The 22,963-nt window shown below is 75.4% G+C and carries 17 protein-coding genes, 1 tRNA gene and 1 riboswitch; of the genes, 11 read left to right on the plus strand and 7 right to left on the minus strand.

Annotated features, from left to right (window positions below; genetic code table 11):
- Positions 1 to 33: 33 nt before the first annotated feature.
- The 5 genes from IEX99_RS11555 to IEX99_RS11575 all read left to right on the plus strand — a co-directional run bounded on the left by IEX99_RS11555 (position 34) and on the right by IEX99_RS11575 (position 4,743).
- Positions 34 to 1,083, plus strand: a complete 1,050-nt coding sequence (locus IEX99_RS11555; protein WP_188900351.1) for a DNA recombination protein RmuC — start codon at positions 34 to 36, stop codon at positions 1,081 to 1,083.
- Positions 1,080 to 2,333 carry a NupC/NupG family nucleoside CNT transporter gene (locus IEX99_RS11560; protein WP_188900353.1) on the plus strand — a complete coding sequence of 418 codons (1,254 nt, stop codon included), beginning with the start codon at positions 1,080 to 1,082 and terminating at the stop codon, positions 2,331 to 2,333. Before IEX99_RS11555 ends, IEX99_RS11560 begins: the two co-directional genes overlap by 4 nt.
- Entirely contained in the window at positions 2,330 to 3,073 is a 744-nt protein-coding gene (locus tag IEX99_RS11565) for a DUF4336 domain-containing protein (RefSeq protein WP_188900355.1), read from the plus strand. Before IEX99_RS11560 ends, IEX99_RS11565 begins: the two co-directional genes overlap by 4 nt.
- 81 nt (positions 3,074 to 3,154) lie before the next feature.
- Positions 3,155 to 4,486 (plus strand): aspartate aminotransferase family protein, encoded by a 1,332-nt coding sequence (locus IEX99_RS11570; protein ID WP_188900357.1) that lies wholly within the window; start codon positions 3,155 to 3,157, stop codon positions 4,484 to 4,486.
- A 59-nt stretch (positions 4,487 to 4,545) separates the two neighbouring features.
- On the plus strand, positions 4,546 to 4,743 hold the full coding sequence (locus tag IEX99_RS11575; protein ID WP_308421488.1) for a CsbD family protein: 198 nt from the start codon (positions 4,546 to 4,548) through the stop codon (positions 4,741 to 4,743).
- Between the two features lie 80 nt (positions 4,744 to 4,823).
- On the opposite strand, the gene IEX99_RS11580 is transcribed toward IEX99_RS11575, so the two are convergent.
- Both IEX99_RS11580 and IEX99_RS11585 read right to left on the minus strand, forming a co-directional pair.
- Entirely contained in the window at positions 4,824 to 6,434 is a 1,611-nt protein-coding gene (locus IEX99_RS11580) for a GMC family oxidoreductase (protein WP_188900359.1), read from the minus strand.
- Between the two features lie 50 nt (positions 6,435 to 6,484).
- Entirely contained in the window at positions 6,485 to 7,624 is a 1,140-nt protein-coding gene (locus IEX99_RS11585) for an LLM class flavin-dependent oxidoreductase (RefSeq protein WP_188900361.1), read from the minus strand.
- A 173-nt stretch (positions 7,625 to 7,797) separates the two neighbouring features.
- On the opposite strand from IEX99_RS11585, the gene IEX99_RS11590 reads away from it, so the two are divergent.
- Together IEX99_RS11590 and IEX99_RS11595 are read left to right on the plus strand one after the other, a co-directional pair.
- Positions 7,798 to 8,532, plus strand: coding sequence for an SDR family NAD(P)-dependent oxidoreductase (locus IEX99_RS11590; RefSeq protein ID WP_188900363.1), 735 nt, complete (start codon positions 7,798 to 7,800; stop codon positions 8,530 to 8,532).
- A gap of 29 nt (positions 8,533 to 8,561) precedes the next feature.
- The gene (locus IEX99_RS11595; protein WP_188900365.1) at positions 8,562 to 9,278 is read left to right on the plus strand and encodes a DUF1194 domain-containing protein; all 717 of its coding nucleotides are present in this window, start codon (positions 8,562 to 8,564) and stop codon (positions 9,276 to 9,278) included.
- A gap of 334 nt (positions 9,279 to 9,612) precedes the next feature.
- Here the strand turns inward: IEX99_RS11595 and IEX99_RS11600 are convergent, their stop codons facing one another.
- A complete protein-coding gene (locus tag IEX99_RS11600) occupies positions 9,613 to 11,319 on the minus strand; it encodes a hydantoinase B/oxoprolinase family protein (protein WP_188900367.1) in 1,707 nt (568 codons plus the stop codon).
- A 5-nt stretch (positions 11,320 to 11,324) separates the two neighbouring features.
- The gene (locus IEX99_RS11605) at positions 11,325 to 13,394 is read right to left on the minus strand and encodes a hydantoinase/oxoprolinase family protein (protein WP_188900369.1); all 2,070 of its coding nucleotides are present in this window, start codon (positions 13,392 to 13,394) and stop codon (positions 11,325 to 11,327) included.
- An 807-nt stretch (positions 13,395 to 14,201) separates the two neighbouring features.
- Here IEX99_RS11605 and IEX99_RS11610 point away from each other — a divergent pair.
- Positions 14,202 to 16,649 carry a GcvT family protein gene (locus tag IEX99_RS11610; RefSeq protein ID WP_188900371.1) on the plus strand — a complete coding sequence of 816 codons (2,448 nt, stop codon included), beginning with the start codon at positions 14,202 to 14,204 and terminating at the stop codon, positions 16,647 to 16,649.
- Positions 16,650 to 16,950: 301 nt separating this feature from the next.
- Here IEX99_RS11610 and IEX99_RS11615 read toward each other — a convergent pair whose 3' ends face one another.
- The 3 genes from IEX99_RS11615 to IEX99_RS11625 form a co-directional block, all read right to left on the minus strand.
- On the minus strand, positions 16,951 to 17,730 hold the full coding sequence (locus IEX99_RS11615; protein ID WP_188900373.1) for an SDR family NAD(P)-dependent oxidoreductase: 780 nt from the start codon (positions 17,728 to 17,730) through the stop codon (positions 16,951 to 16,953).
- A gap of 374 nt (positions 17,731 to 18,104) precedes the next feature.
- Positions 18,105 to 19,655: a Do family serine endopeptidase gene (locus tag IEX99_RS11620; RefSeq protein ID WP_188900375.1), complete on the minus strand. Its 1,551-nt coding sequence runs from the start codon at positions 19,653 to 19,655 to the stop codon at positions 18,105 to 18,107.
- A 313-nt stretch (positions 19,656 to 19,968) separates the two neighbouring features.
- Positions 19,969 to 20,043 (minus strand) — tRNA-Gly (locus IEX99_RS11625).
- Between the two features lie 217 nt (positions 20,044 to 20,260).
- A riboswitch (SAM riboswitch) is annotated at positions 20,261 to 20,339 on the plus strand.
- A gap of 53 nt (positions 20,340 to 20,392) precedes the next feature.
- Between IEX99_RS11625 and metZ the strand changes: the two genes are divergently transcribed.
- The 3 genes from metZ (at position 20,393) to folE (ending at position 22,948) form a co-directional block, all read left to right on the plus strand.
- A complete protein-coding gene (gene metZ, locus IEX99_RS11630; protein WP_188900377.1) occupies positions 20,393 to 21,586 on the plus strand; it encodes an O-succinylhomoserine sulfhydrylase in 1,194 nt (397 codons plus the stop codon).
- A 103-nt stretch (positions 21,587 to 21,689) separates the two neighbouring features.
- Positions 21,690 to 22,157 (plus strand): Co2+/Mg2+ efflux protein ApaG, encoded by a 468-nt coding sequence (gene apaG / locus IEX99_RS11635; RefSeq protein WP_188900379.1) that lies wholly within the window; start codon positions 21,690 to 21,692, stop codon positions 22,155 to 22,157.
- A 152-nt stretch (positions 22,158 to 22,309) separates the two neighbouring features.
- Complete coding sequence (gene folE, locus IEX99_RS11640) at positions 22,310 to 22,948, plus strand: GTP cyclohydrolase I FolE (protein ID WP_188900381.1); 639 nt, start codon at positions 22,310 to 22,312, stop codon at positions 22,946 to 22,948.
- The last annotated feature ends 15 nt before the right edge of the window (positions 22,949 to 22,963 follow it).

Raw genomic sequence — 22,963 nt, forward strand, 5'->3', positions numbered from 1 at the left:
CGAATCGGGCCACCCCCGCCGAGGGGGGACCCGATGCCCGACTGGCTGCTGCCCCTGCTGGTGCCGGCCGCCGCGGCGCTCGCCGCCGGGCTGCTGGTCGCCGCGTTCCTGCTCGCCCGCCGCCGGCGCGGCGGCGTGGGCGAGGCGCTGGCGATGCTCGCCGGCCGGCTGGAGGCGCTCGCCGCGACGCAGGAACGCCTCGCCGCCGCCACCGCGGACCGGCTGCGCGCGCAGGAACGCCTGATCGCCGACCGGCTGGACGAGGCGGCGGCGCGCACCCAGGCCCAGGCGGCGCGCATCCACGAGCGCCTCGCCGTGATCGACAGCGCCCGCGCCAACATCGAGGCGCTCGGCGCCCAGGTGGGGACCCTGGAACGGATCCTCGGCGACAAGCAGGCGCGCGGCGCCTTCGGCGAGGTGCAGCTCCGCGAGCTGGTCGAGGACCGCCTGCCGCCCGGCGGCTTCGCCTGGCAGCACGTGCTCTCCAACGGCACGCGCTGCGACTGCCTGATCCGCCTGCCCCACCCGCCGGGCCCCATCGTGGTGGACAGCAAGTTCCCGCTCGAGGCCTGGAACGCGCTACGCGCCGCCGCCGAGGCCGAGCGCCCCGCCGCGGCGCGCCGCTTCGCCGCCGATGTGCGCCGGCACGTGGAGGCGATCGCCGCGAAATACGTCCTGCCCGGCGAGACCGCCGAGGGCGCGCTGATGTTCGTCCCGTCCGAGGCGATCTGCGCCGCGCTGCACGCCGAGCACCCGGCGCTGGTCGCCGAGGCGGCGCGGCGCGGCGTCTGGATCGTCTCGCCCAACACCATGTGGGCGGTGCTGACGACGATGCGCGGGCTGATGCGCGACCTGCGCCTGAAGGCGGAGGCGCACCGCATCCGCGTCGAGGTGGACCGGCTGATGGAGGAGCTCGGCCGGCTCGACCGTCGCGTCGCCGCCCTGCGCGGCCATTTCGCGCAGATGCAGCAGGACGTGGCGGAGATCGAGACCACCAGCCGCAAGATCGCCCGCCGCGGCCAGGCGATCCAGCTCGTCGAGCTGCCGGAGGACGCGCCGCCGCCGGCGCGGGCGGCCGGATGAGCGCGCTCCAGCTCCAGTCCGCCGCGGGTCTCCTCGCCCTCGCCGCCCTCGCCTGGGCGCTCGGCGGCTTCCGGCGCGGCGTGTCCTGGCGCGTCGTCGCCGCCGGGCTCGGCCTGCAGGTCCTGCTCGCCGCGCTGATGCTGCACCTGCCGCCCTTCCGTGCCGCCTTCGCCCTCGCGGGCGGCGCGGTCGAGGCGCTGCACCGCGCCACCATCGCCGGCACCAGCCTCGTCTTCGGCTATCTCGGCGGCGCGCCGCTGCCCTTCGCCGAGATCCGGCCGGGCGCGAGCTTCATCCTGTTCTTCCAGGCCCTGCCGCTGGTCCTCGTCGTCGGCGCCCTCTCGGCCGTGCTCTACCACTGGCGCGTGCTGCCGGTGGTGGTGGCCTTCCTGGCGCGCGGGCTGCGCCGCGCCTTCGGCCTCGGCGGCGCCTGCGGCTTCTCCGTCGCGGCCAACGTCTTCGTCGGCATGGTCGAGGCGCCGCTGCTGATCCGCCCCTGGCTCGCCCGCCTCTCGCGCGCCGAGCTGTTCGCGGTGATGACCGCGGGCCTCGCCACCATCAGCGGCAACACGCTGGTGGTGTACGCCGCCCTGATCGCCCCGGTGGTGCCCGACGCCGCCGGCCAGCTCCTCACCGCCAGCCTGGTCTCCGCCCCCGCCGCCGTGCTCGTCGCCCTGCTGATGATCCCGCCCGCCCCCGGCGGCCCGGCGACGCCGGTCGAGGAGGAGGTCCGCGCCCCGCGCCTCTACGATTCCACCATGGAGGCGGTGGTGCGCGGCACCGGCGACGGCCTTTCCCTGCTGCTCGGCATCATGGCGGCGCTGATCGTCTTCGTCGCGCTGGTCGCGCTGGTCAACCAGGTGGTCGAGCCGCTCGCCGGCCTCACCCTGCAGCGCCTCGCCGGCTGGCTGTTCTGGCCGCTCGCCGTCGCGATGGGCGTGCCGGCGGAGGAGGCGGGCGCCGTCGCCCGCTCGCTCGGGGTCAAGGTCGTGGTCAACGAGTTCGTCTCCTACCTCGAGCTCGCCCAGTCCGGCGGCGCCGGCCTCGCGCCGCGCTCGCGCCTCGTCCTCACCTACGCGCTGTGCGGCTTCACCAATTTCGGCTCGGTCGGGATCATGGTCGGGGGCATGACGGCGATGTGCCCGGAGCGGCGGGCCGAGATCGTCGCGCTCGGCCTGCCGGCGCTGGTCTCGGCCACGATCGCCTGCTGCATGACCGGCGCCGTCGCGGGCATGCTGACCCCGCCATGAGCGCCGATGTGGTCTATCCCCCGCTCGACGTGCCGAAGCCGGTGGCGGAGGACGTCTGGATCGTGGACAGCGGGCCGCAGACGGTCTTCGGCGTGCTGCACCTGCCGGTCCGCATGACCGTGCTGCGCCTGGCGGACGGCCGCCTCTGGCTGCACGCGCCGACGCGCTGGCGCTCCGTGCTGGTGGACGCGCTCGAGGACCTGGGGCGCATCCGCCACCTGGTCGCGCCGAACGGCGCGCACTGGACGCACCTGTTCGGCTGGCACAACGCCTGCCCCTCCGCCCTGGTCTGGGCGGCGCCCGGCGTGGCGCGCAAGCTCCGCCGCGCGCGCCAGCCGGTGCCGATCCACGCCGAGCTCGGCGACGCGCCGCCCGGGGACTGGGCCGGGCAGATCGAGCAGGCCGCCTTCCGCGGCCGCGGCGGCTTCACGGAGATCGCCTTCTTCCACCGGGCGAGCGGCACCCTGGTCCTCGCCGACACGGCGCAGGCGCTGGAGCCGGCGCGGCTCGATCCGCCGACGCGCCTCTTCGCCCGCGCCGTCGGCGCGACGCGGGGCGAGACGCCGGCCCATCTGCGCCGGGTGCTCGGCGGCGCCGCGCACCGCGCGGCGAACCGCGCGGCGGCGGAGTGCCTGCTCGCCTGGGCGCCGCGGCGGGTGATCCTCGCCCACGGCGCCTGGTTCCGGGACGACGCGCCGGCGAGGCTGGAACGGGCCTTCGCCTGGCTGCTGCGGGGCTGAGGCAGGCGGCGGGGCGCGGTTGTCTCGCGCCCCCGTCCGTGGAACCCTGGCGGCGACGCCATCCCAGGGACGCCGCCCGTCATGAGCCACCTCGTCCACCGCAGCCTGCGCAGCGATCCGCCCATCGCCGTCTCCGGCCGGGGGATCTACCTCTACGACGCCGAGGGCCGCGAGGTCATAGACGGCTCCGGCGGCGCCGCCGTCGCCTGCCTCGGCCACGCCCACCCGAAGGTGCTCGCGGCGATGAAGGCGCAGATGGAGAAGCTCTGCTACGCCCACACCGCCCTCTTCTCCTGCGAGAGCGCGGAACGGCTCGCCGACATCATGGTCGGCCACGCCCCCGGCGGCCTGACCCACGCCTATTTCTGCTCCTCCGGCTCGGAGGGGAACGAGGCGGCGCTGAAGATGGCGCGGCAGTACTTCCTCGAGATCGGCCAGCCGCAGCGCACGAGGTTCATCGCCCGGCGCCAGAGCTACCACGGCAACACCCTCGGGGCGCTCGCCGCCGGCGGCAACGCGATGCGCCGCAAGCCCTACCTGCCGATCCTCTCCGACGCCTTCAGCCACGTCTCGCCCTGCTACGCCTACCGCGACCGGCGCGACGACGAGTCGGACGAGCAGTACGTCGCCCGCCTCGCCGCCGAGCTGGAGGCGGAGTTCCAGCGCCTCGGCCCCGACACCGTCATCGCCTTCATCGCCGAGACGGTGGTCGGCGCGACGCTCGGCTGCGTCGCCGCCCTGCCCGGCTACTTCAAGGCGGTGCGCGAGATCTGCGACCGCCACGGCGCGCTGCTGATCCTCGACGAGGTGATGAGCGGCGTCGGCCGCTGCGGCACCCTGCACGCCTGGGAGCAGGAGGGGATCGCGCCCGACATCCAGGTGGTGGCGAAGGGGCTCGGCGGCGGCTACCAGCCGATCGGCGGCATCCTCGTCTCCGGCCGCGTGATCGAGGGGCTCGCCGCGGGCAGCGGCGCCTTCATGCACGGCCATACCTACCAGGCGCACCCGGTGGCCTGCGCCGCCGCCGTCGCGGTGCAGGAGGTGATCCGCGAGGAGAACCTGCTCGAGAACGTCAGGCGCATGGGCAAGCGGCTGGAGGAGCGGCTGACCGAGCGCCTCGGCAACCACCGCCATGTCGGCGACATCCGCGGCCGCGGCCTGTTCTGGGCGGTGGAGCTGGTGCGGGACCGCGCCGGCAAGGAGGTCTTCGACCCGGCGCTGAAGCTGAACGAGCGCGTCAAGATGGAGGCCTATGCGCGCGGCCTCGCCTGCTACCCGATGGGCGGCACGATCGACGGCCGGCGCGGCGACCACGTCATCCTCGCGCCGCCCTACACCGTCACCGCCGGGCAGATCGACACGATCGTCGAGCGGTTCGGCGACGCGGTGGAGGCCGCGGTCGCGGGGGTCTGAACCCGCGCCCGGCCGCGGGCGTTCTTCCCCCGGCAACGCATCGCAGAGGGAGACGCCCGATGGTGGACAAGGACCGCATCAAGGGCTCGACGAAGCAGGCGAAGGGCTCGGTGAAAAAGGCCGTCGGCGAGATCACCGGTGACGCCAAGACGGAGGCCGAGGGTCGCGCCGAGAAGGCCGCGGGCAAGGTCCAGAACGCGGTCGGCGGCGCCAGGGACGCCGTCCGCGACGCGCTGCGGGACAAGGACCGCGCCTGACGCGCGGCGCGGGCCCTCCCCGCCGAGGCGGGAAGGGCCTCGCTCCCCATTTCCCGCCTCCGCCTGCCGGCCGGGGCAGGTCAGGCGGCATCGGCGAGGATCATCTCCGACGCCTTCTCGGCGATCATGATCACCCCGGCATTGGTGTTGCCGCTCAGCACGGTCGGCATGATCGAGGCGTCCACCACGCGCAGCCCCGCCATGCCGTGCACCCTCAGCGCCGCGTCCACCACCGCCAGGGGATGGCTCCCCATCATGCAGGTGCTGGTCGGGTGGAAGGTGGTGCCGCCGGTGTTGCGCGCGTGCTCGAGCAGGTCCTCGTCGCTCTGCGCCGCCGGGCCCGGCATGAACTCCTCGGTGACGAGGCGCCGCATCGCGCGCGTCTCGAACACGCGCCGCGCGACGCGCAGCCCGGCGACGATCGTCTCCCGGTCGGCGCGGGTCGCGAGGTAGTTCGGCTGGATCGCCGGCGGCACCGCGGGGTCGGGCGATCGGATCCGCAGCCAGCCGCGGCTCTCCGGCCGGCAGGGGATGGCGACCAGGGTGCAGCCGGGGAAGTCGTGCATCGGCGCGCCGCTGTAGGGCGCGCTGCCGGCGAGGAACTGGTACTGCACGTCCGGGCTCGCCAGCTCCGGCCGCGTGCGCACGAAGAGCCCGATCGGCGCCGCCCCCATCATCAGCGCCCCGCGCCTGAGCAGCGCCCACTCGAACCCGGCGCGCCCCTGGCGCAGCCGGCTGTGGTAGACGTCGTTCAGCGTGTTGGCGTTGCGGCAGCGGTAGATGACGCGCGCGCCGAGGTGGTCCTGCAGGTTCTCCCCCACGCCCGGCAGGTCGTGCACCACCGCGATGCCGAGCGACTGCAGCAGCGCCCCCGGCCCGATGCCCGAGACCTGCAGCAGCTGCGGCGAGGCGATCGAGCCGCCGGCGAGCAGCACCTCCCGCCGCGCCCGCGCGCGCCGCACCGCGCCGCCCTGCACGTACTCCACGCCGACCGCGCGGCGGCCCTCGGCGAGGATGCGCCGCGCCGGGGCGAGGGTCTCGACGCGCAGGTTGGGCCGCCGCATCGCCGGGCGCAGATAGGCGACGGCGGCGCTGCACCGCCGCCGGCCGCGGACCGTGAGCTGCAGCGGCCCCACGCCCTCCTGCACCGCGCCGTTGAAGTCGGGGTTGCGCGGGTATCCCGCCTCCACCGCGCCCTCGATGAAGGCGTCGTGCAGCTCGTGGCGCGCGCGCAGGTCGCTGACGCCGAGCGGGCCGCCGGCGCCGTGGTATTCGTCGGCGCCGCGCTCGTTGTCCTCCGCCTTGCGGAAGTAGGGCAGCACGTCGGCGTAGGACCAGCCGGGATTGCCCATCTGGCGCCAGAGGTCGAAGTCCTCCTTCTGGCCGCGGATGTAGATCAGCCCGTTGATCGAGGAGGAGCCGCCGAGCACCTTGCCGCGCGGCCAGGGGAGGCGGCGGCCGTTCATGTGCGGCTGCGGCTCGGTCTCGAAGTGCCAGGCGACCTTCGGGTTGTAGATGTTGCGGTAGAAGCCCGCCGGGATGTGGATCCAGGGATCGCGGTCCGGCCCGCCGGCCTCGATCAGCAGCACGCGGTGGCGGCCGCTCTCGGTCAGCCGGTGCGCCAGCACGCAGCCGGCCGAGCCGGCGCCGACGATGATGAAGTCGTACTCCGCATCCGCGTCTGCCCGCATCCCCGTCCCCTCTGTGCGCCCGCGGTCCCGTCCGTCCCCCGGCCTCTCCCTCACCCCGCCGCGACGAGCGGCGCGGCGCCCGGCAGCGCGCCGTGCCGGGCGCGGAAGGCGGAGGAGAAGGCCGGCGCCACCTCCGTGGCGAAGCGCGCCAGGCTCTCGCGCTGCAGCGACTTCGGGAAGCCCGGCGTGGTCGAGCCGACCAGGAAGTAGTCGAAGCCCAGCGCGGCCAGCGCCGCCACCCGCGCGCGGATCGTCCCCGGGCTGCCGACCAGGTTCATCGCCAGGTAGGGGCCGAGCGCCTCCGGGTCGGTCAGCTTGCGCAGGTTGGCGAACATGCGGCTGAAGTCCTTGTAGTCCTCGATCCCCTCCCAGGGGTTGCGGTCCACCTCGTAGTGCCGGCATTGCAGCTCGAAATAGGCCGGGAAGTAGCGCCGGCCGAGCGCCTGCGCCTCCGCGTCCGTGTCCGCCACCAGCAGCTTGATCGAGACCGGCAGGTGCACGCCCGCCGTCGCCCGCCCCGTCTCCTCCGCCCGCGCGCGCCAGGTGTGGAGGATCCTCGCCAGCAGGTGGTCGGGGAAGGTGGAGAGGCAGAGCGGCGGCAGGCCGAGATCGGCCATGATCGCCGCGCTGCCCGGGCTGCCGATCGCGCCGTAGAACCGGACCGGCTTCTCCGCCAGCGGCGTCGGGCGCAGCGTGATCGGGTCGGGCACGCGGTAGTACCGCCCTTCGAAGGTGAAGGGCTCGCCCGAGAGCGCGGCGCGGATGATCCGCACCGCTTCCGCGAAGCGGCCGCGCGCCTCGCGCATGTCCACGCCGAAGGCGTCGTATTCCAGCTTCGCCGTGCCGCGCCCGACGCCGATGTGCAGCGTGCCGCGCGTCAGGATGTTGAGCATGGCCAGCTCCTCGGCCACGCGCAGCGGGTGGTGCCAGGGCAGCACCAGCACCGCCGTGCCGAGGCCGAGGTCGGGGCACGCGCGCGCGACGTGGGAGAGCAGCAGCAGCGGGCTCGGCGTCGGGAAGTAGTCGCTGAAGTGGTGCTCCAGCATCCAGGCCGCTTCGAAGCCGAGCCCCGCGCCGAAGGCGCAGAACTCCACCACGTCGTCGTAGAGCGCGCGGTCGGGCTCCGGCCGGTCGGAGGCGGGCGACGCCTGGAAGGCGAAGGTGGGCTCGCGGCGGGACGGTTCGGCCATCGGGGACGGTTTCCTCCAGGCGGCTTCGGCGCCGGGACGAAGGGTGGCGCAGCGGCGCGGCGCTGCCAACCGCCGCCGGCCCGGCGCCCCCCGGCCGTCCCCCTGTCGGACGCGCCCCGGCGATGGCAGGCTGGCGCCCCCGGATCGCCGCGACCGCGCGGAGGGAGGATCGGATGGGACGCTTCGACGGCAAGGTGGTGCTGATCTCCGGCGGCGCGCGCGGCCAGGGCGCGGCCGAGGCGCGCATGCTGGTCGCCGAGGGCGGCCGGGTCGTGCTCGGCGACCTGCTGGAGGCGGAGGGCCGGGCGCTGGCCGCCGAGCTCGGCCCCTCCGCCCTGTTCCTCCGCCAGGACGTGACCGAGGAGGCCGACTGGGCGCGCGCCGTCGCCGCCGCCGTCGAGGCCTTCGGCGCGCTGCACGGCCTCGTGAACAACGCCGGCATCTACGTCCCGAGGACGCTGATGGAGACCGACGCCGCGCTGTTCGAGCGGCACATGCGGGTCAACCAGCTCGGCTGCTTCCTCGGCATGAAGGCGGTGGTGCCGGCGATGGAGCGCGCGGGCGGCGGCGCGATCGTGAACATCTCCTCCGTCGCCGGGCTGCGCGGCTCGCCCGGCGCCATCGCCTACAGCGCGACGAAATGGGCGCTGCGCGGCATGACCAAGGCCGCCGCCCTCGACCTCGCGCCGCGCGGCATCCGCGTGAACTCGGTCCACCCGGGGCCGATCGACACCGAGATGCTGAAGGTGCGCACGCCGGAGCAGAACCGCGCCCGGGTGGAGCTGGTGCCGATGAAGCGCATGGGCACGGCGGAGGAGGTGGCGAAGCTGGTGCTGTTCCTGCTCTCCGACGACAGCGCCTACATCACCGGCGCCGAGGTCGCGATAGACGGCGGCGCCACCCTGTAGCGCCGACCCCGCCGGGAGGAGACGGAGCGATGCGCCGCAGGATCCTTCTCGCCGCCGGCGGCGCCGCCGCCCTCGGCGCCCCCCGCCGCGCCGCCGCGGAGGAGGCGGTGGACGTCGCGATCGTGCTGGCCGTGGACGTCTCCCGCTCGATCGACGAGGACGAGGCGCGGCTGCAGCGCGAGGGCTACCGGCGGGCGGTGAGCGACCCGCGCATCGTCGCCGCCATCCGCGGCGGCATGATCGGCGCCGTCGCCCTCGCCTACGTCGAGTGGGCCGGCATCGAGTACCAGCGGCTCGTCATCCCCTGGACCCGCGTCGCGACGCAGGCCGACGCGAACGCCTGGGCGGAGGCGCTGGAGCGCGCGCCGCGCGTCGCGGAGCGGCGGACCTCGATCTCGGGCGGCATCGCCTTCTCGCAGGCGGTGCTCGCCGCGGTGCCGTGGGAGGCGACGCGCCGGGTGATCGACGTCTCCGGCGACGGGGTGAACAACAGCGGCCCCCCGGTCGAGGAGGCGCGCGACCGCGCCGTCGCGGAGGGCATCACGATCAACGGGCTGCCGATCCTGAACGATCGTCCCCCCCTCGGCGTCGGCCCGGCGCTCGAGGCCTACTTCCGCGATCGGGTGATCGGCGGCCCCGGCGCCTTCGTCATCGCCGCGGAGGACTTCGACAGCTTCGGCCAGGCGGTGCGGCGCAAGCTGCTGCGCGAGATCGCGGCGCGGGGCGACGCGCCGGCGGCGGGCTGAGGGGGCGCGCGCACGCCCCACCGCCGAAGCGCCGCGACCGGGCATATGGCATCCGGATGCCGGCCGTGCTCGCGGCGGTTCCCTGTTCGGGCGACGGCGGTGGCGGTGGATCGGCCCCGGCCGGCGTCCCCCTGGCGTGGCCAGGTCCGGCGCGGTCGGCGGCTTGCGGCGCGGGGGACCGCACGTGCATCACGCGCCCGACGACCGTTCCCGGCCGTCCGCGATCGGCCCGCGGGGCGGACGCATGCATGGGCGACCCCTGCGTCCGGCGGCCCCCGCAAGGGCGGCGCTGCGTTGATCAGGCGGGCTTCCCCGGCACCGGCGGGGCCGCGCGTCAGGGGTCCGTGACGCCGTAGTCGCGCGCCGCGGCCTCGGGGGTCACGTAGCCGTCCAGAAGGTCCTCGCGCAGCGCGGCGCGGTCGCGGCCGGAGGGCGGGCCGTAGCCGCCGGCGCCCGGCGCCTCCACCGTCACCAGCGCCCCCTCGGGGGCGGTGTAGGCGCCCTTGCCGGGGACGCGGCAGCGGGTACCGTCGGGCAGTTCCATCCAGACGCGCCCGGGTGCGCCAGGCTTGCCGCCGGCCAGGCCGAAGGGGGGTGTCACCAGCCGCTCGAAGCACATGGCGCCGCGCAGGTCGCCGCCCAGGATGCGCCAGGACCGCCGGGCGCCCAGGCCGCCGCGCCAGGTGCCGGCGCCGCCGCTGTCGGGCACCAGGGAATACTCCTCGACGCGCAGCGGCGCGCTCATCTCCAGCACCTCGATCGGGGTGTTGAGCATGTTGGAGATGACGGAGGCGATGGCGTTGATGCCGTCCTTCACCGGCCGCGCGCCGAAGCCGCCCTTGGTGCTCTCGTAGCTCACGAAGGGCTCGCCGGTGCGGTAGTCCACGCCGCCGAAGGTGGTGACGCCGCTGGTGCCCTGGGAGCCCGCCATCACCCGGTCCGGCGCGATCCGGAACATCGCCGCGAAGACCATGTCGGAGACGCGGTGCGACATCTCGTGGTTGGCGTAGACCACCGGCGAGGGTTCCTGCGCGTTCACCACGCTGCCCGGCGGGGCGGTGACCGAGACCGGGCGCCAGCAGCCCGAATTCGGCGGGATCAGGTTGGTCGGGTCCACGATCATCTTCAGCGCCGCGTAGACGCCCGAGGCGGTGACGCTGAGCGGGGCGTTCATCGGCCCGGCCACGGCGGGGTCGGACCCCGCGAAGTCCGCCGCGATCGCGTCGCCGCGCTTGCGGAGGGCGACACGGACCCTGAAGGTGCGGTCCTCGGCCTCGCCCGCCTCGACCACGCCGTCGCCGTCGAGGACGTCCTCGAACGCCGCCTCGCCGTCGGGCAGGGCGCGCAGGGCCTGGCGCATCATCGCCTCGGAGTAGTCGAGGATGGCGTCCATGATGCGCAGCAGCTCGTCCGTGCCGTACTTCACGGCCAGGCCCACCATGCGCTCCACCGCGCGACGGTTGGCGGCGACCTGGGCCCGCAGGTCGCCCAGCCGCTCGGAGGGCGTGCGGACATTGGCGAGGATGATGGCCTCGATGCCCGGATCCGGCTCGCCGTTGCGGTAGAGGCGCACGGGCGGCAGGCGCAGCCCCTCGCCGTAGATCTCGGTGGTCGCGCCGTAGCTGCCGGGCGTGGCGCTGCCCACGTCCGGCCAGTGCGCGCGGACGCAGCCGAAGCCGAGCAGGCGCCCGCCGTGGAAGGCCGGCATCACCACGTTCACGTCGGGCAGGTGCGAGCCGCCGCGGTAGGGATCGTTGTGGATGAAGACGTCGCCCTCGGCCACGTCCGGAAAGGCCTGCGCCACGCTGCGCACCGCGTCGGGCATGGAGCCGAGATGGATGGGCAGGTCGGGGCCCTGGGCCACCATCTCCCCGCGCGCGTTGAAGATGCCGCAGGAATAGTCGCCGGCGACCTTCAGCAGGGGGGAATAGGCGGTCTTCGCCAGGACGATCTTCATCTCCTCGGCGGCGGAGAGCAGGGCGTTCTTCACCACCTCGAAGCGGGCGGGGTCGATGCCGCGCAGGACGGGGTTCTCGGCCATCGGTCTCAGCTCCCCCGGGTGATGCGCAGCAGGCCGTGCTCGGCGACGCGGGCGGTCCAGCCGGGCGGGACGACGGTGGTGGAATCCAGCGCCTCGATCACGGCAGGGCCGGGCACGGCGGCACCGGCGGCCAGGCCCTCGCGCCACAGCACGCGCGTCCGTTGCGGCACGCCGCCGAAGATGGCGGTGCGCTCGCGCGCCCCGCGCGCCCCGCCACCGGTGGGCTGGGCGAGCGTCAGCGCCGGCTGCCGCCCGAGCGCGGTGAGGCGCAGGTTCACGAGCTGCACCGGCTCGCGCTCGTTCGCGTGGCCGTAGGTCTGGCGGTGCTTCGCGTGGAAGGCGGCGGAGAGCGCGCGCAGCGTCTCCTCCGTCACCGGCCCGTCCTGCATGGGCACGGTCAGCTCGTAGGCCTGGCGACGGTAGCGGCAATCGGCCAGGCGCTGCAGGGCGCGGCGCCCGGGCGGCACGCCGGCGGCCTCCAGCATGGCCAGGCCGTCCGCCTCCATCGCCCGCACCGCCGCGGCGATGCGCGCCGGGTCGGCGCCCTCGAGCGACATGTAGAGCGTGCGCGAGAAGTCCCGCCGCAGGTCGGTCGCCACCAGCCCCAGCGCCGAGAAGGCGCCCGGCGCGGGCGGCACCACCACCTCCGGCACGCCCAGCTCCTCGGCCAGGAAGGCGGCGTGGACGGGGCCGGCGCCGCCGAACGCCATCAGGCTGAACTCCCGCGGGTCGTGGCCGCGCTCGATCGAGACGATGCGCAGCGCGTCGCACATGCTGGCGTTCACCACCTCGACGATGCGCGCCGCGGCCTGCTGCACGGTCAGCCCCAGCGGGTTGGCCACGTGCTCGGCGATGGCGTGCTCGGCCGCCGCGCGGTCGATCTTCAGCCGGCCGTCCAGCAAGGCGTCCAGGTAGCCGAGCACGATGTCCGCGTCCGTCACCGTGGGCCGCGTGCCGCCACGGCCGTAGGCGGCGGGACCGGGCGTGGCGCCGGCGCTGTGCGGGCCGACCTTGAGCGCCCCGCCCGGGTCCACCCAGGCGATGCTGCCCCCGCCCGAGCTCACCTCCGCCAGGTCCACGACCGGCACGCGGATGGGGTGGCCGGTGCCGGCGATCCAGCGCTTGGCGTTGCTGCCGCCGCCCACCTCGTACTCGGCGGTGACGGTCACCTCGCCGCCCGCGATCACGCTGGCCTTGGCGGTGGTGCCGCCCATGTCGAAGGAGAGGATGTTCGTCATGCCGAGCTGGCGGCCGATCAGCGCCGCCGCCACCACGCCGGCGGCGGGGCCGCTCTCCACCACCGCGGCGGGCATGCGCAGGCATTCCGGCACGTCCAGCATGCCGCCGCTGCTGCCCATCACGTGCAGCCTCGGCAGGCCGAGGTCCGCCGTCGCCTCCTGCAGCCGCGCGAGGTAGCCGGCCAGCAGCGGGCCGACATAGGCGCAGACGGCGGTGGTGCTGGCGCGCTCGTACTCGCGGATCTCGGGCAGCACCTCGGAGGAGAGGAACACCCGCACGCCCGGCAGGGCCTCGCGCAGCATCGCGCCGAGGCGCCTCTCGTGGCTGTCGTTGAGGAAGGAGAACAGCAGCGAGACGCCGACCGTCTCCGCCCCGCTCGCGCGGATGGCCTCCACCAGGGCCGGCACCTCCTCCTCGGCCAGCGGCGTCACCTCCTCGCCCTGCGCGTCGATGCGGCCGGTGATCTCGAAGCGGCGGCGGCGCGGGATCAGCACGCTCGGCCCGTCCTGGAACAGGTCGTAGAGGTCGGCGCGGGCGCTGCGCCGCAGCTCCAGGATGTCGCGGAAGCCGCGGGTGGAGACGAAGGCGGCCCTGGCCCCCTTGTGCTCGAGCAGGGCGTTGGTCACCACCGTGGTGGCGTGCGAGAGCAGGGTCACGGCGTCCGGCGCGATTCCCTGCTCGGAGAGGCCGCGCCTCAGCCCCTCGAGCACGCCCTCGGCGAAGTCCTGGGGGGTGGTGAGGACCTTGGCCACCGCCATGCGGCCGCTGCCTTCCTCGACCAGCGCGACATCCGTGAAGGTGCCGCCGATGTCCACGCCGATGCGCCAGGCCGCCATCGGTCAGCCATGTCTCGCGGCGAGAGCGAGGGGCGAAGGCAGCATGCGCGCGATCCCGTCGTTCGTTGTGCAGGCCGGCGGGAACGATGCTGCGGGCGCGACGCACCGGTCAACCCCGCGGGCGGGGCCTTTCGCCGCGACGACGCCCCGCACTAGCATCGCCGCGCACCGGCGGGCGACCCCCGGACGACGAGGGAGGAGACGCGCACCATGCCCGACGCCATGGCCCCGGCCGTCGCGGTCGCCCGGCCCGGACCCGCCCGCCGACGCCACCCGCGCGCCCTTCTCGGCCTGCAGGGAGCGGCCGAGGTTCCGCCGGCCGGCTGATGCGGCGAGCGGGGCGCGCATCGGCCGTCGCCGGCCCGTCGCGGCGGGCGCGCGAGAACGGGGCGGGGCGGAACGAGGCCGGCCGCAGCCGGCCCGATGCCGAATTCCGGAGACCGCCCATGCCGCAGTGCATCCGGCGCCGCGGTCCTGGCGCGCGGGCCACGGTCTCGCCGACCGGCCCCAGCGCCCAGCACGCTCGGCCGAGGCCGCGCGCGGGGCCGGGCTCCGCGCGCGCCGCGCCCGTTCGCGCCCGGCATGCCCCGCGCCCGGGCCGGGGCCCGGCTGCGGGACGGGCCGCGGCGCCGCCGAACGACCGCCACGCCAAGGCCGCCGATCCGCCGAGAAGGTCGCGCGGGTCCGGGCGGCTCCCAGCCCGGACGGCGCGGCGAACGCGCCGGATCCGCCCGGCGGCGCCCGGGGCCGGCTCCAGGCCCCCGATGGCGGAAGTCCTTCCCTGTCATCCCCGAGGGATCGCATCGCATGCCGTCACTCCCCGATCGGGCGCGCATCGTCATCATCGGCGGCGGCGTCGTCGGCTGCTCGCTCGCCTACCATCTGGCGAAGCGCGGCGCCGGCGCCGACGTGCTGCTGCTCGAGCGGCACCGGCTCACGGCCGGCACCACCTGGCATGCCGCGGGCCTGGTCGGTCAGCTGCGCGCGACGCAGAACCTCACGCGCCTCGCGCAGTACACCACCGGCCTCTACCGCGGACTGGAAGCCGAGACGGGCCAGCCGACCGGCTTCCGCGAAAGCGGGTCGCTCGCCGTCGCGACGACGGCGGCACGCTTCGAGGAGCTGCGCCGTGGCGCCTCCATGGCGCGCCGCTTCGGGCTCGAGGTGCGGGTGCTCGGTCCGTCCGAGGCCGCGGCGATGTGGCCGCTCATGGAAGCCCGCGACATCGTCGGCGCCGTCCACCTGCCGCGCGACGGCTACGTGAACCCGATCGACGTGACGCAGGCGCTGGCCAGGGGCGCGCGCATGGGCGGCGCGCGGATCGAGGAGGGCGTCTCCGTCACGGCGATCCTGACCGGGAACGGCCGCGTCGCCGGCGTGATGACCGACCGGGGGCCGGTGCGCGCCGAGGCCGTGGCGAACTGCGCGGGCATGTGGGCGCACGGCCTCGCCGCCGCGGCCGGCGTCACCGTCCCGCTGCACGCGGCGGAGCACTTCTACGTCGTCACCGAGACGATCCCGGAGCTGCCGCCGGACCTGCCGGTGCTGCGCGACCCGGACCTCTGCACCTACGTCAAGCCCGAGCCGGGCAGGCTGCTGGTCGGCTGGTTCGAGACCCGGGCCAAGCCCTGGGGCATGGGCGGCGTGCCGCCCGACTTCAGCTTCGGCCACCTGCCCGACGACATGGAGCATGTCGCGCCGCTGCTGGAGGCCGCCTCGCGCCGCCTGCCCGTCCTGGAGCGCACCGGCATCCGGCTGTTCTTCAACGGCCCGGAGAGCTTCACGCCCGACGACCGCTATCTGCTCGGCGAGGCGCCGGAGCTGCCCGGCCTCTATGTGGCGGCGGGTTTCAACTCCATCGGCATCCAGTCCGCCGGCGGCGCCGGGCGCGTGCTGGCCGACTGGATCCTCGACGGCCATCCGCCGATGGACCTGTGGGACGTGGACATCCGCCGCGCCATGCCCTTCCAGCGCAACGCGCGCTACCTGCGCGACCGCACGGTGGAGGCGCTCGGCCTGCTCTACGCCATGCACTGGCCGTTCCGGCAGCCCGAGACCGCGCGCGGCGTGCGCCGCTCGCCCATCCACGACAGGCTCGCCGCCGCCGGCGCCTGCTTCGGCGAGGTCGCTGGCTGGGAGCGCGCCAACTGGTTCGCGCCGCCGGGCATGAGGCCAGAATACGAGTACTCCTACGGCCGCCAGAACTGGTTCGCCGCCTCCGCCGAGGAGCACCGCGCCGTGCGCGAGGCGGCCGGCCTCTTCGACCAGACCTCGTTCGCGCAGTTCGTCGTCGAGGGCGCGGACGCCGAGGCCGCGCTGAACCGCATCTGCGCCAACGACGTCGCCGTCCCGCCCGGCCGCGTCGTCTACACCCAGTGGCTGAACGAGCGCGGCGGCATCGAGGCCGACCTCACCGTGACGCGCGAGAGCGAGACGCGCTTCCGCATCGTCACCGCCGCCGCGTCGCAGACGCGCGACTTCGCCTGGCTGAGGAGGCACCTGCCGCCCGAGGCGCGCGTCGCCGCGTGGGACGCCAGCTCCGCCTACGCCACGCTGTCGCTGATGGGGCCGAGATCGCGGCAGATCCTATCCGCGCTGACGTCGGAGGACCTCTCCAACGAGGGCTTCCCCTTCGCCACCGCGCGCGAGATCGACCTCGCCTACGCCCGCGTCTGGGCCACGCGCATCACCTACGTCGGCGAGCTCGGCTGGGAGCTGCACATGCCCGCCGAATACGCCCCCGGCGTCTTCGAGGCGCTGATGGAGGCGGGCGCGCCGCACGGCATGCGCCTCGCCGGCTACCACGCGCTGAACTCGCTGCGCATCGAGAAGGCCTATCGCCACTGGGGCCACGACATCACGGACGAGGACGATCCCATCCAGGCCGGCCTCGGCTTCGCCGTCGCCTGGGACAAGCCCGGCGGCTTCATCGGGCAGCGAGCGCTGCTCGCGCGCCGCGGCTGCAGCCCGACGCGCCGCCTCGCCGCCTTCATCCTCGAGGACCCCGCACCGCTGCTCTACCACAACGAGCCGATCTGGCGGGACGGCGTGATGGTCGGCCACATCACCTCGGGCATGTTCGGGCACACCGTCGGGCGCTCGGTCGGCCTCGGCTACGTCGGCTGCGAGCACGGCGCGGACGCCGCCTTCGTCACCGCCGGCCGGTACGAGATCGAGATCGCCGGCGAGCGCTTCGCCGCGCGGGTCACGCTGAAGCCGCCCTACGACCCCGCCGGCGCGCGCATCCGCTCGTGACGGGACGGGGGAGGGGGAGCCGGAGAGGCTGAGACTCCGGGAAGGCGGCACCGGCGCCCGCCGGCCGCCACGCTGCGCGAGGAAGGCGCGGACACCAGGCGCCGCGGGTCGGGGCACCCGCGGCGCCGCCGATCCGGCGCAGACGGCCGCCCCGGGCCCGATCGGCGGGGACGCTGCGGACGGGCGGGCGGTGCGTCAGGAGTCGCCGGGACGGGGCCGCGCGACGGCCCGCACGATCCCGACGGACCGGTCGTCGGCGGCACGGCCCCGCCGAGGGATGGCGCCACGCCTCGGGCGTCCGTTACGCGGTCGCGCCGCCGTCCACCGGCAGGGCGACGCCGGTCACGTAGGAGGCCTCGTCCGAGAGCAGGAACAGCGCGGCGTTCGCCACCTCCTCCGGCCGGCCGGGGCGGCCGAACGGGATCTGGCTGGCGCGTCGCCGGACGAGGTCCTCGACGGTCTGTCCGGCCGGCGTCTGCTGGTCCGGGCGCTTGACGAAGACCCGCAGCATCGGCGTGTCGATCGGCCCGGGGCAGATCGCGTTCGCCCGGATCCCCTCCGGCGCGAGGCGCTTGGCGAGCGACCGGACGAAGCCGACCACGCCGAACTTCGCCATCGAGTAGATCGGGCTGTTCGGCGAGCCGACCAGTCCCGAGGTCGAGGCGGTGTAGAGCAGGCTGCCGCCGCCGCGCGCGCGCAGATGCGGGATGGCCTCCGCGGTGGTGACCAGCACCGTGCGCAGGTTGAGGTCGATCGCGAGGGCGAAGTCGTCCATGTCCACGCCCTCGACCGTGCTCGGCCCCGGATGTCCGACATGGTTCCAGACGAAGTCGAGGCCGCCGAACCGGTCCACCGTCCTGCGGACGATCTCGCGCGCGAAGCCGTCCTCGCGCAGGTCGCCCGCGAGGGCGAGCGCCTGGCCGCCCGCGGCGGCGATCGCGCCCGCCGTCGCCTCCGCCGCCGCCGCGTCGAGGTCCACGACCGCGACCGCCGCGCCCTCGCGCGCGAAGCGGAGCGCGCCGGCGCGGCCCATGCCGGACGCCGCCGCGGTGACGATGCCGATCTTGCCCGCGAGCCTCATCGCGCCGCCCCGCCCCGGAAGGCCGCGCGCCGCGGCCGACGAACCGTCGCCGGCGCCATGCCGGCGCCGTCCCTGCATTCCCGCATGCTGCCCCAATCCCCGAATCCGGTCGGCCGGCCCCTCCGCCGCGCCCGCGGCCCGGCGGTGTCGCCGCCACCCGGCGGCAGAGTGTCACGCGGTCCCCGGCGGGTCCACGGCCTTCCGGGGGCGACGCCCGCCGGCGCGGCCGGGCTCGTCGCCTCGACCCGGGTCCTCGCCCTCGCGCTCCGCGTCCGGCACGGCCGCGCGCGGCCGTGCGCGTTCCCGCGGATCCGGGCCGAGCCCGCCGGGCGCCGGGGCGCCGCGGCGGGCGTCGCCTGACCCGGAGGCGGGCCTCAATTGCCGCTGCCCGTCTCCGTATCGGCAGCGCGTTCGCCCTGGCGCTGCTCCAGCGGCAGGGCGACGAAGGCGTGCGCCTCGCCCCGCTGGATCTGCAGGGCGATCGCCGGGCGGCCCGCCTCGCGCGCCGCGTTCACCGCCTCGGCGACGTCGCGCGGGCCCGCCACGGGGCGGTCGCCGGCGCGCAGGATCACGTCGCCCTGGCGGAGGCCCCGCTCCTCGGCGACGCTGCCGGGCCGGACGCGCGCGATCTCGGCGCCGCCCTGACTGGCCGGGCCGCCCGGGCGCGGGGCCAGGGCGAGGCCGAGGGCGCCGGCACCGGCAGCCTCGCGCCTTTCGCGCTCGCGGCGAGCGGCGGCGCGCGCATCCGGAGGCTCGCCGAGCGTCACCTGCCGCTCGCTGCGGGTGCCGTCGCGCGCGATGGTCAGCGCCAGCGTCGTGCCCGGCCTCGCGGCGGCGACCGCGCCGGCCAGGTCGCGCGGCCGCTCGACCGGGCGCCCTGCGGCCGCGACCACCACGTCGCCGGGGCGGAGATCGGCGCGCGCGGCCGGCGATCCCGGCTCGACCGCCGCGATCAGCACGCCTCCCGGCTCCTGCAGACCGAGCGCCCGGGCCAGCTCGGCGTCGAGCGGCTGGAGGGACACGCCGAGCCAGCCGCGCTCCACCCTGCCGCGGTCGCGCAGGTCGCCGGCGATCCGTTGCGCGAGGTTGGCGGGCACGGCGAAGCCGATGCCGATGTTGCCGCCGGTCGGCGACAGGATCGCGATGTTCACGCCCACCACCTCGCCCCGCGTATTGAACAGCGGTCCCCCGGAATTGCCCGGATTGATCGGCGCGTCCGTTTGGATGAAGTCGTCGTGCAGGCCGGCGCCGATCTGGCGCCCGTGCGCCGAGACGATGCCGGCCGTCGCCGTGCCGCCGAGGCCGAAGGGATTGCCCATGGCGAGCACCCATTGGCCGACCCGCAGCGCGTCGCTGTCGCCGAAGCGGACGTGGGGCAGCGGCTCGCCCGCGTCCACCTTGAGCAGGGCGATGTCGGTCTGCGGGTCGGCGCCGACGACGCGCGCCGGGAACTCGCGCCCGTCGGCGAGCTCCACGGTCACCCGCTCGGCGTTGCCGATGACATGGTGGGTGGTGACGATATGGCCCTCCGGATCGCTGATGAAGCCGGAACCGAGGCCGATGGCGCGGCGCCCCGGGAGCGGAACCTCGCGGCCCGGCCGGCCCTCGCCGAAGAACCGGCGCAGGAACTCCTCGAGGGGGGTGCCGCGCAGCTCGGGCGGCAGTTCCGGCGCGCGACTCGCCGCGGCGCGGCCGACGACGGCGACGCCGACGACCGAGGGAGCGACGCGCTCGACGAGGTCGGCGAAGTCGGCCGGGCCGGCAGGCGCAGCGAGGGGCGCGGCGAAGGCGCTTCCGCCGGCCGCGGTCTGGGCCGCCCCGCCCGCGGGTTGCAGCGCCAGGGCGGCGGCGAGCGCGAGAGCGGCGGAGCCGCGCGCGAGGGCGCGGCCGGCGCGGCGGCGTGGCGCGGGGATGGGCTCGGGCATGCGATCACCTCGTCGTTCCGCGCGCCGCCGGGGGTCGGGCGGCGCGGGCACCGAGGGAACGTCGGCCGCCCGCGCCGGCTTCCTGTCGCCGCTGGTCGCGGGCGAGCGGCGGGGCGGTCGAAGCCTCGCCCGTCGCCGCGAGCGGTCAACCGGCAGACGATCCGGGCCGCTCAAGGGGGCGGGCCGGGCGCGCCTTCGCCGCGCCCTCGGCAGCACGCCCTCCTGTCGGCCCCGGGACCGCGCGGGACTGCCCGATCAGACGGGATGCCCGCGCCAGGCGCCAGAAATCCGGGATTCGCGGAGGATCCGAGGGTGGAGCGGGCGATGGGAATCGAACCCACGACATTCAGCTTGGGAAGCTGACGTTCTACCTCTGAACTACGCCCGCATTCCGAGCGGGAAGAGTTAGCGCGGGGCGCCCGGAGCGGCAAGCGCCGGGCGCGGCGGCGGTCGCCACGCCGGCCGTTCCCGAGCCGGCGGCGCGGCGGCCCGCCTCCCGCCGCGCCCCGGTCCGGCCGGCCCCATGCCTGGCGAAGCCGGGCGCGCTCCCTTGCCGGCCACCGCGCCTCGGGCTAGAGGGCGCCCATCGTTCCGCCCGCGCCGGGCGGGGCGGCGCTCGCGATTTGTCCGGCCAGCTTGCGGCGAGCCTAAACAAGCGCGCTAAACGGCCGCGGGGCGCGCCCTGGCGCGTCCCCGACCGCGAGGGGCCGGAATTCCGTTCCGAAGGTCCCCCGCCCATGGCCAAGCCCCGCAGCGACCGCACGCTCCGCCCCGCCACGCTCCTCGTCCGCGGCGGACAGATGCGCAGCGGCTTCGACGAGACGGCGGAGGCGCTCTACCTCACCTCCGGCTTCGTCTACGCCAGCGCCGCGCAGGCCGAGGCGACCTTCGCCGGGACCGAGCGGCACTACCAGTACTCGCGCTTCGGCAACCCGACGGTGACGATGCTCGAGGAGCGGCTGGCGCTGCTCGAGGGCGCGGAGGCCTGCCGCGCCACCGCGACGGGCATGGCGGCGGTGCACGCCGCGCTGCTCTCCCACCTCAAGGCCGGCGACCGGGTGGTGGCGAGCCGGGCGCTGTTCGGCTCCTGCCACTGGATCGTCTCCACCCTGCTGCCGCGCTACGGCATCGCGGGCGAGTTCGTGGACGGCGCCGACCTCGCGCAATGGGAGCGCGCGCTGAGCCGCCCGGCGAGCCTCGTGCTGCTCGAGACGCCCTCCAACCCGATGCTCGAGATCGTGGACCTGCGCGCGGTCTGCGCGCTGGCGCACCGGGCGGGCGCGCTGGTGGTGGCGGACAACGTGTTCGCGACGCCGCTCCTGCAGCGCCCGATGGAGTTCGGCGCCGACATCGTCGTCTATTCCGCGACCAAGCACTTCGACGGGCAGGGGCGCGTGCTCGGCGGCGCGGTCCTCGGGCCGCGGAAGTGGGTCGAGGACACGCTGCAGCCCTTCCTCCGCAACACCGGCCCCTCGATCTCGCCCTTCAACGCCTGGGTGATCCTGAAGGGACTGGAGACGCTGCCGGCCCGGCTCTCCGCCATGTGCCGCTCGGCCGCGGCGGTGGCGGACTTCCTCGCCGGGCGGCGCGAGGTCGCGCGCGTGCTCTATCCCTTCCGCGCCGACCACCCGCAGCAGAAGCTCGCCATGGCGCAGATGCGCGCCGGCGGCACGGTCGTCACCTTCGAGCTGAAGGGCGGCAAGGAGGCCGCGTTCCGCGTGCTCGACGCGCTGCGGCTGATCGACATCTCGAACAACCTCGGCGACGCGAAGAGCCTGGTGACGCATCCGGCGACGACGACGCACATGCGCATCGGGGCGGAGGAGCGGGCGCGCCTCGGCATCACCGACGGCACGGTGCGGCTCTCGGTCGGGCTCGAGGACGTGGCGGACCTCATCGAGGACCTCGCGGCGGCGCTCGACGCGCTCTGAGCGTATGCCGGTGCGCGCCCGGGCCGGCCGTCGGGGGCCGGCCGTCGAGGGGTGTGGACAGGCCCGGTCCGGCCGCCGACTATCCCCCCTCGGAAGGAACGCCATGGCGAAACCACCGCCCGACCCACCGCCGGGCCCGCGCGGCGCGCGCCCGGGCGCCGGCCGTCAGGACGCCTTTGCGGAGACGACGCGCGGCATCCGCGTGACCGTGCGCGCCTTCTACCTGGCCGACCAGTCGCAGCCCGAGCGGGGCCACCATGTCTGGGCCTACCGCGTAACGATCGAGAACCTCGGTACGGAGACGGTGCAGCTCCTGCGCCGGACCTGGCACATCACCGACGGGCTCGGCCGCACCCAGGTCGTGCACGGCGCCGGCGTGGTGGGCGAGCAGCCGGTTCTCGAGCCGGGCGAGAGCTTCGAGTACACCTCCGGCACGCCGCTCCCGACGCCCTCGGGCTTCATGCGCGGGCACTATCACATGGTCGTGACCGGCACCGGCGAGGCCTTCGACGTCGTCATCCCGGCCTTCAGCCTCGACAGTCCCCACCTTCCCTCGGGACAGGTCCATTGAGCCGGGAGCACAGCGGCCAGGCCGGGCGCGATGGTTGCCGAGCCGTGGCGACACCTTATCTCAGTTCGACCGACCGGGACCGAGCCGGGGGCGAACGGTGCCACGGCGGGCCGCCGCAACGGGGGCCCACGCCTTTGGGGACATCCGAGACCGTGAACATCCAGACCTTCCCGGCCGCGCCGTTCCGCGCCGAGCCCGCCGCGGACCGCCCGAGCCGCGAGGCGGCCGAGGCCGCCGTGCGCACCCTGATCCGCTGGGCCGGCGACGACCCGGACCGCGAGGGGCTGCGCGACACCCCCGCCCGCGTGGTGCGCGCCTTCGAGGAGTTCTTCTCGGGCTACGACGAGGATCCCGTCGCCCTCCTCGCCCGCTCCTTCGAGGAGACGGAGGGCTACGACGAGATGGTGGTGCTGCGCGACATCCGGCTGGAGAGCCACTGCGAGCACCACATGGTCCCGATCATCGGCCGCGCGCACGTCGCCTACCTGCCGGCGGGGCGGGTGGTCGGCATCTCCAAGCTCGCCCGCGTGGTCGAGGCCTACGCCAAGCGGCTGCAGATCCAGGAGAAGCTGACCGCGCAGATCGCCAACACCATCCAGGACGTGCTCCAGCCCAAGGGCGTCGCGGTGGTGATCGAGGCGGCGCACCAGTGCATGACCACGCGCGGCGTCCACAAGCACGGCGTGAGCATGGTCACCAGCCGCATGCTCGGCGCCTTCCGCGACGACCCGAGCACGCGGCGGGAGTTCCTCGCCATGATCGGCGGCCAGCGCTGGCAGGTGGAGGGCTGAGCGCCCTCCCCGGCC

Source organism: Caldovatus sediminis, assembly GCF_014644455.1.
Classification (GTDB): domain Bacteria; phylum Pseudomonadota; class Alphaproteobacteria; order Acetobacterales; family Acetobacteraceae; genus Caldovatus; species Caldovatus sediminis.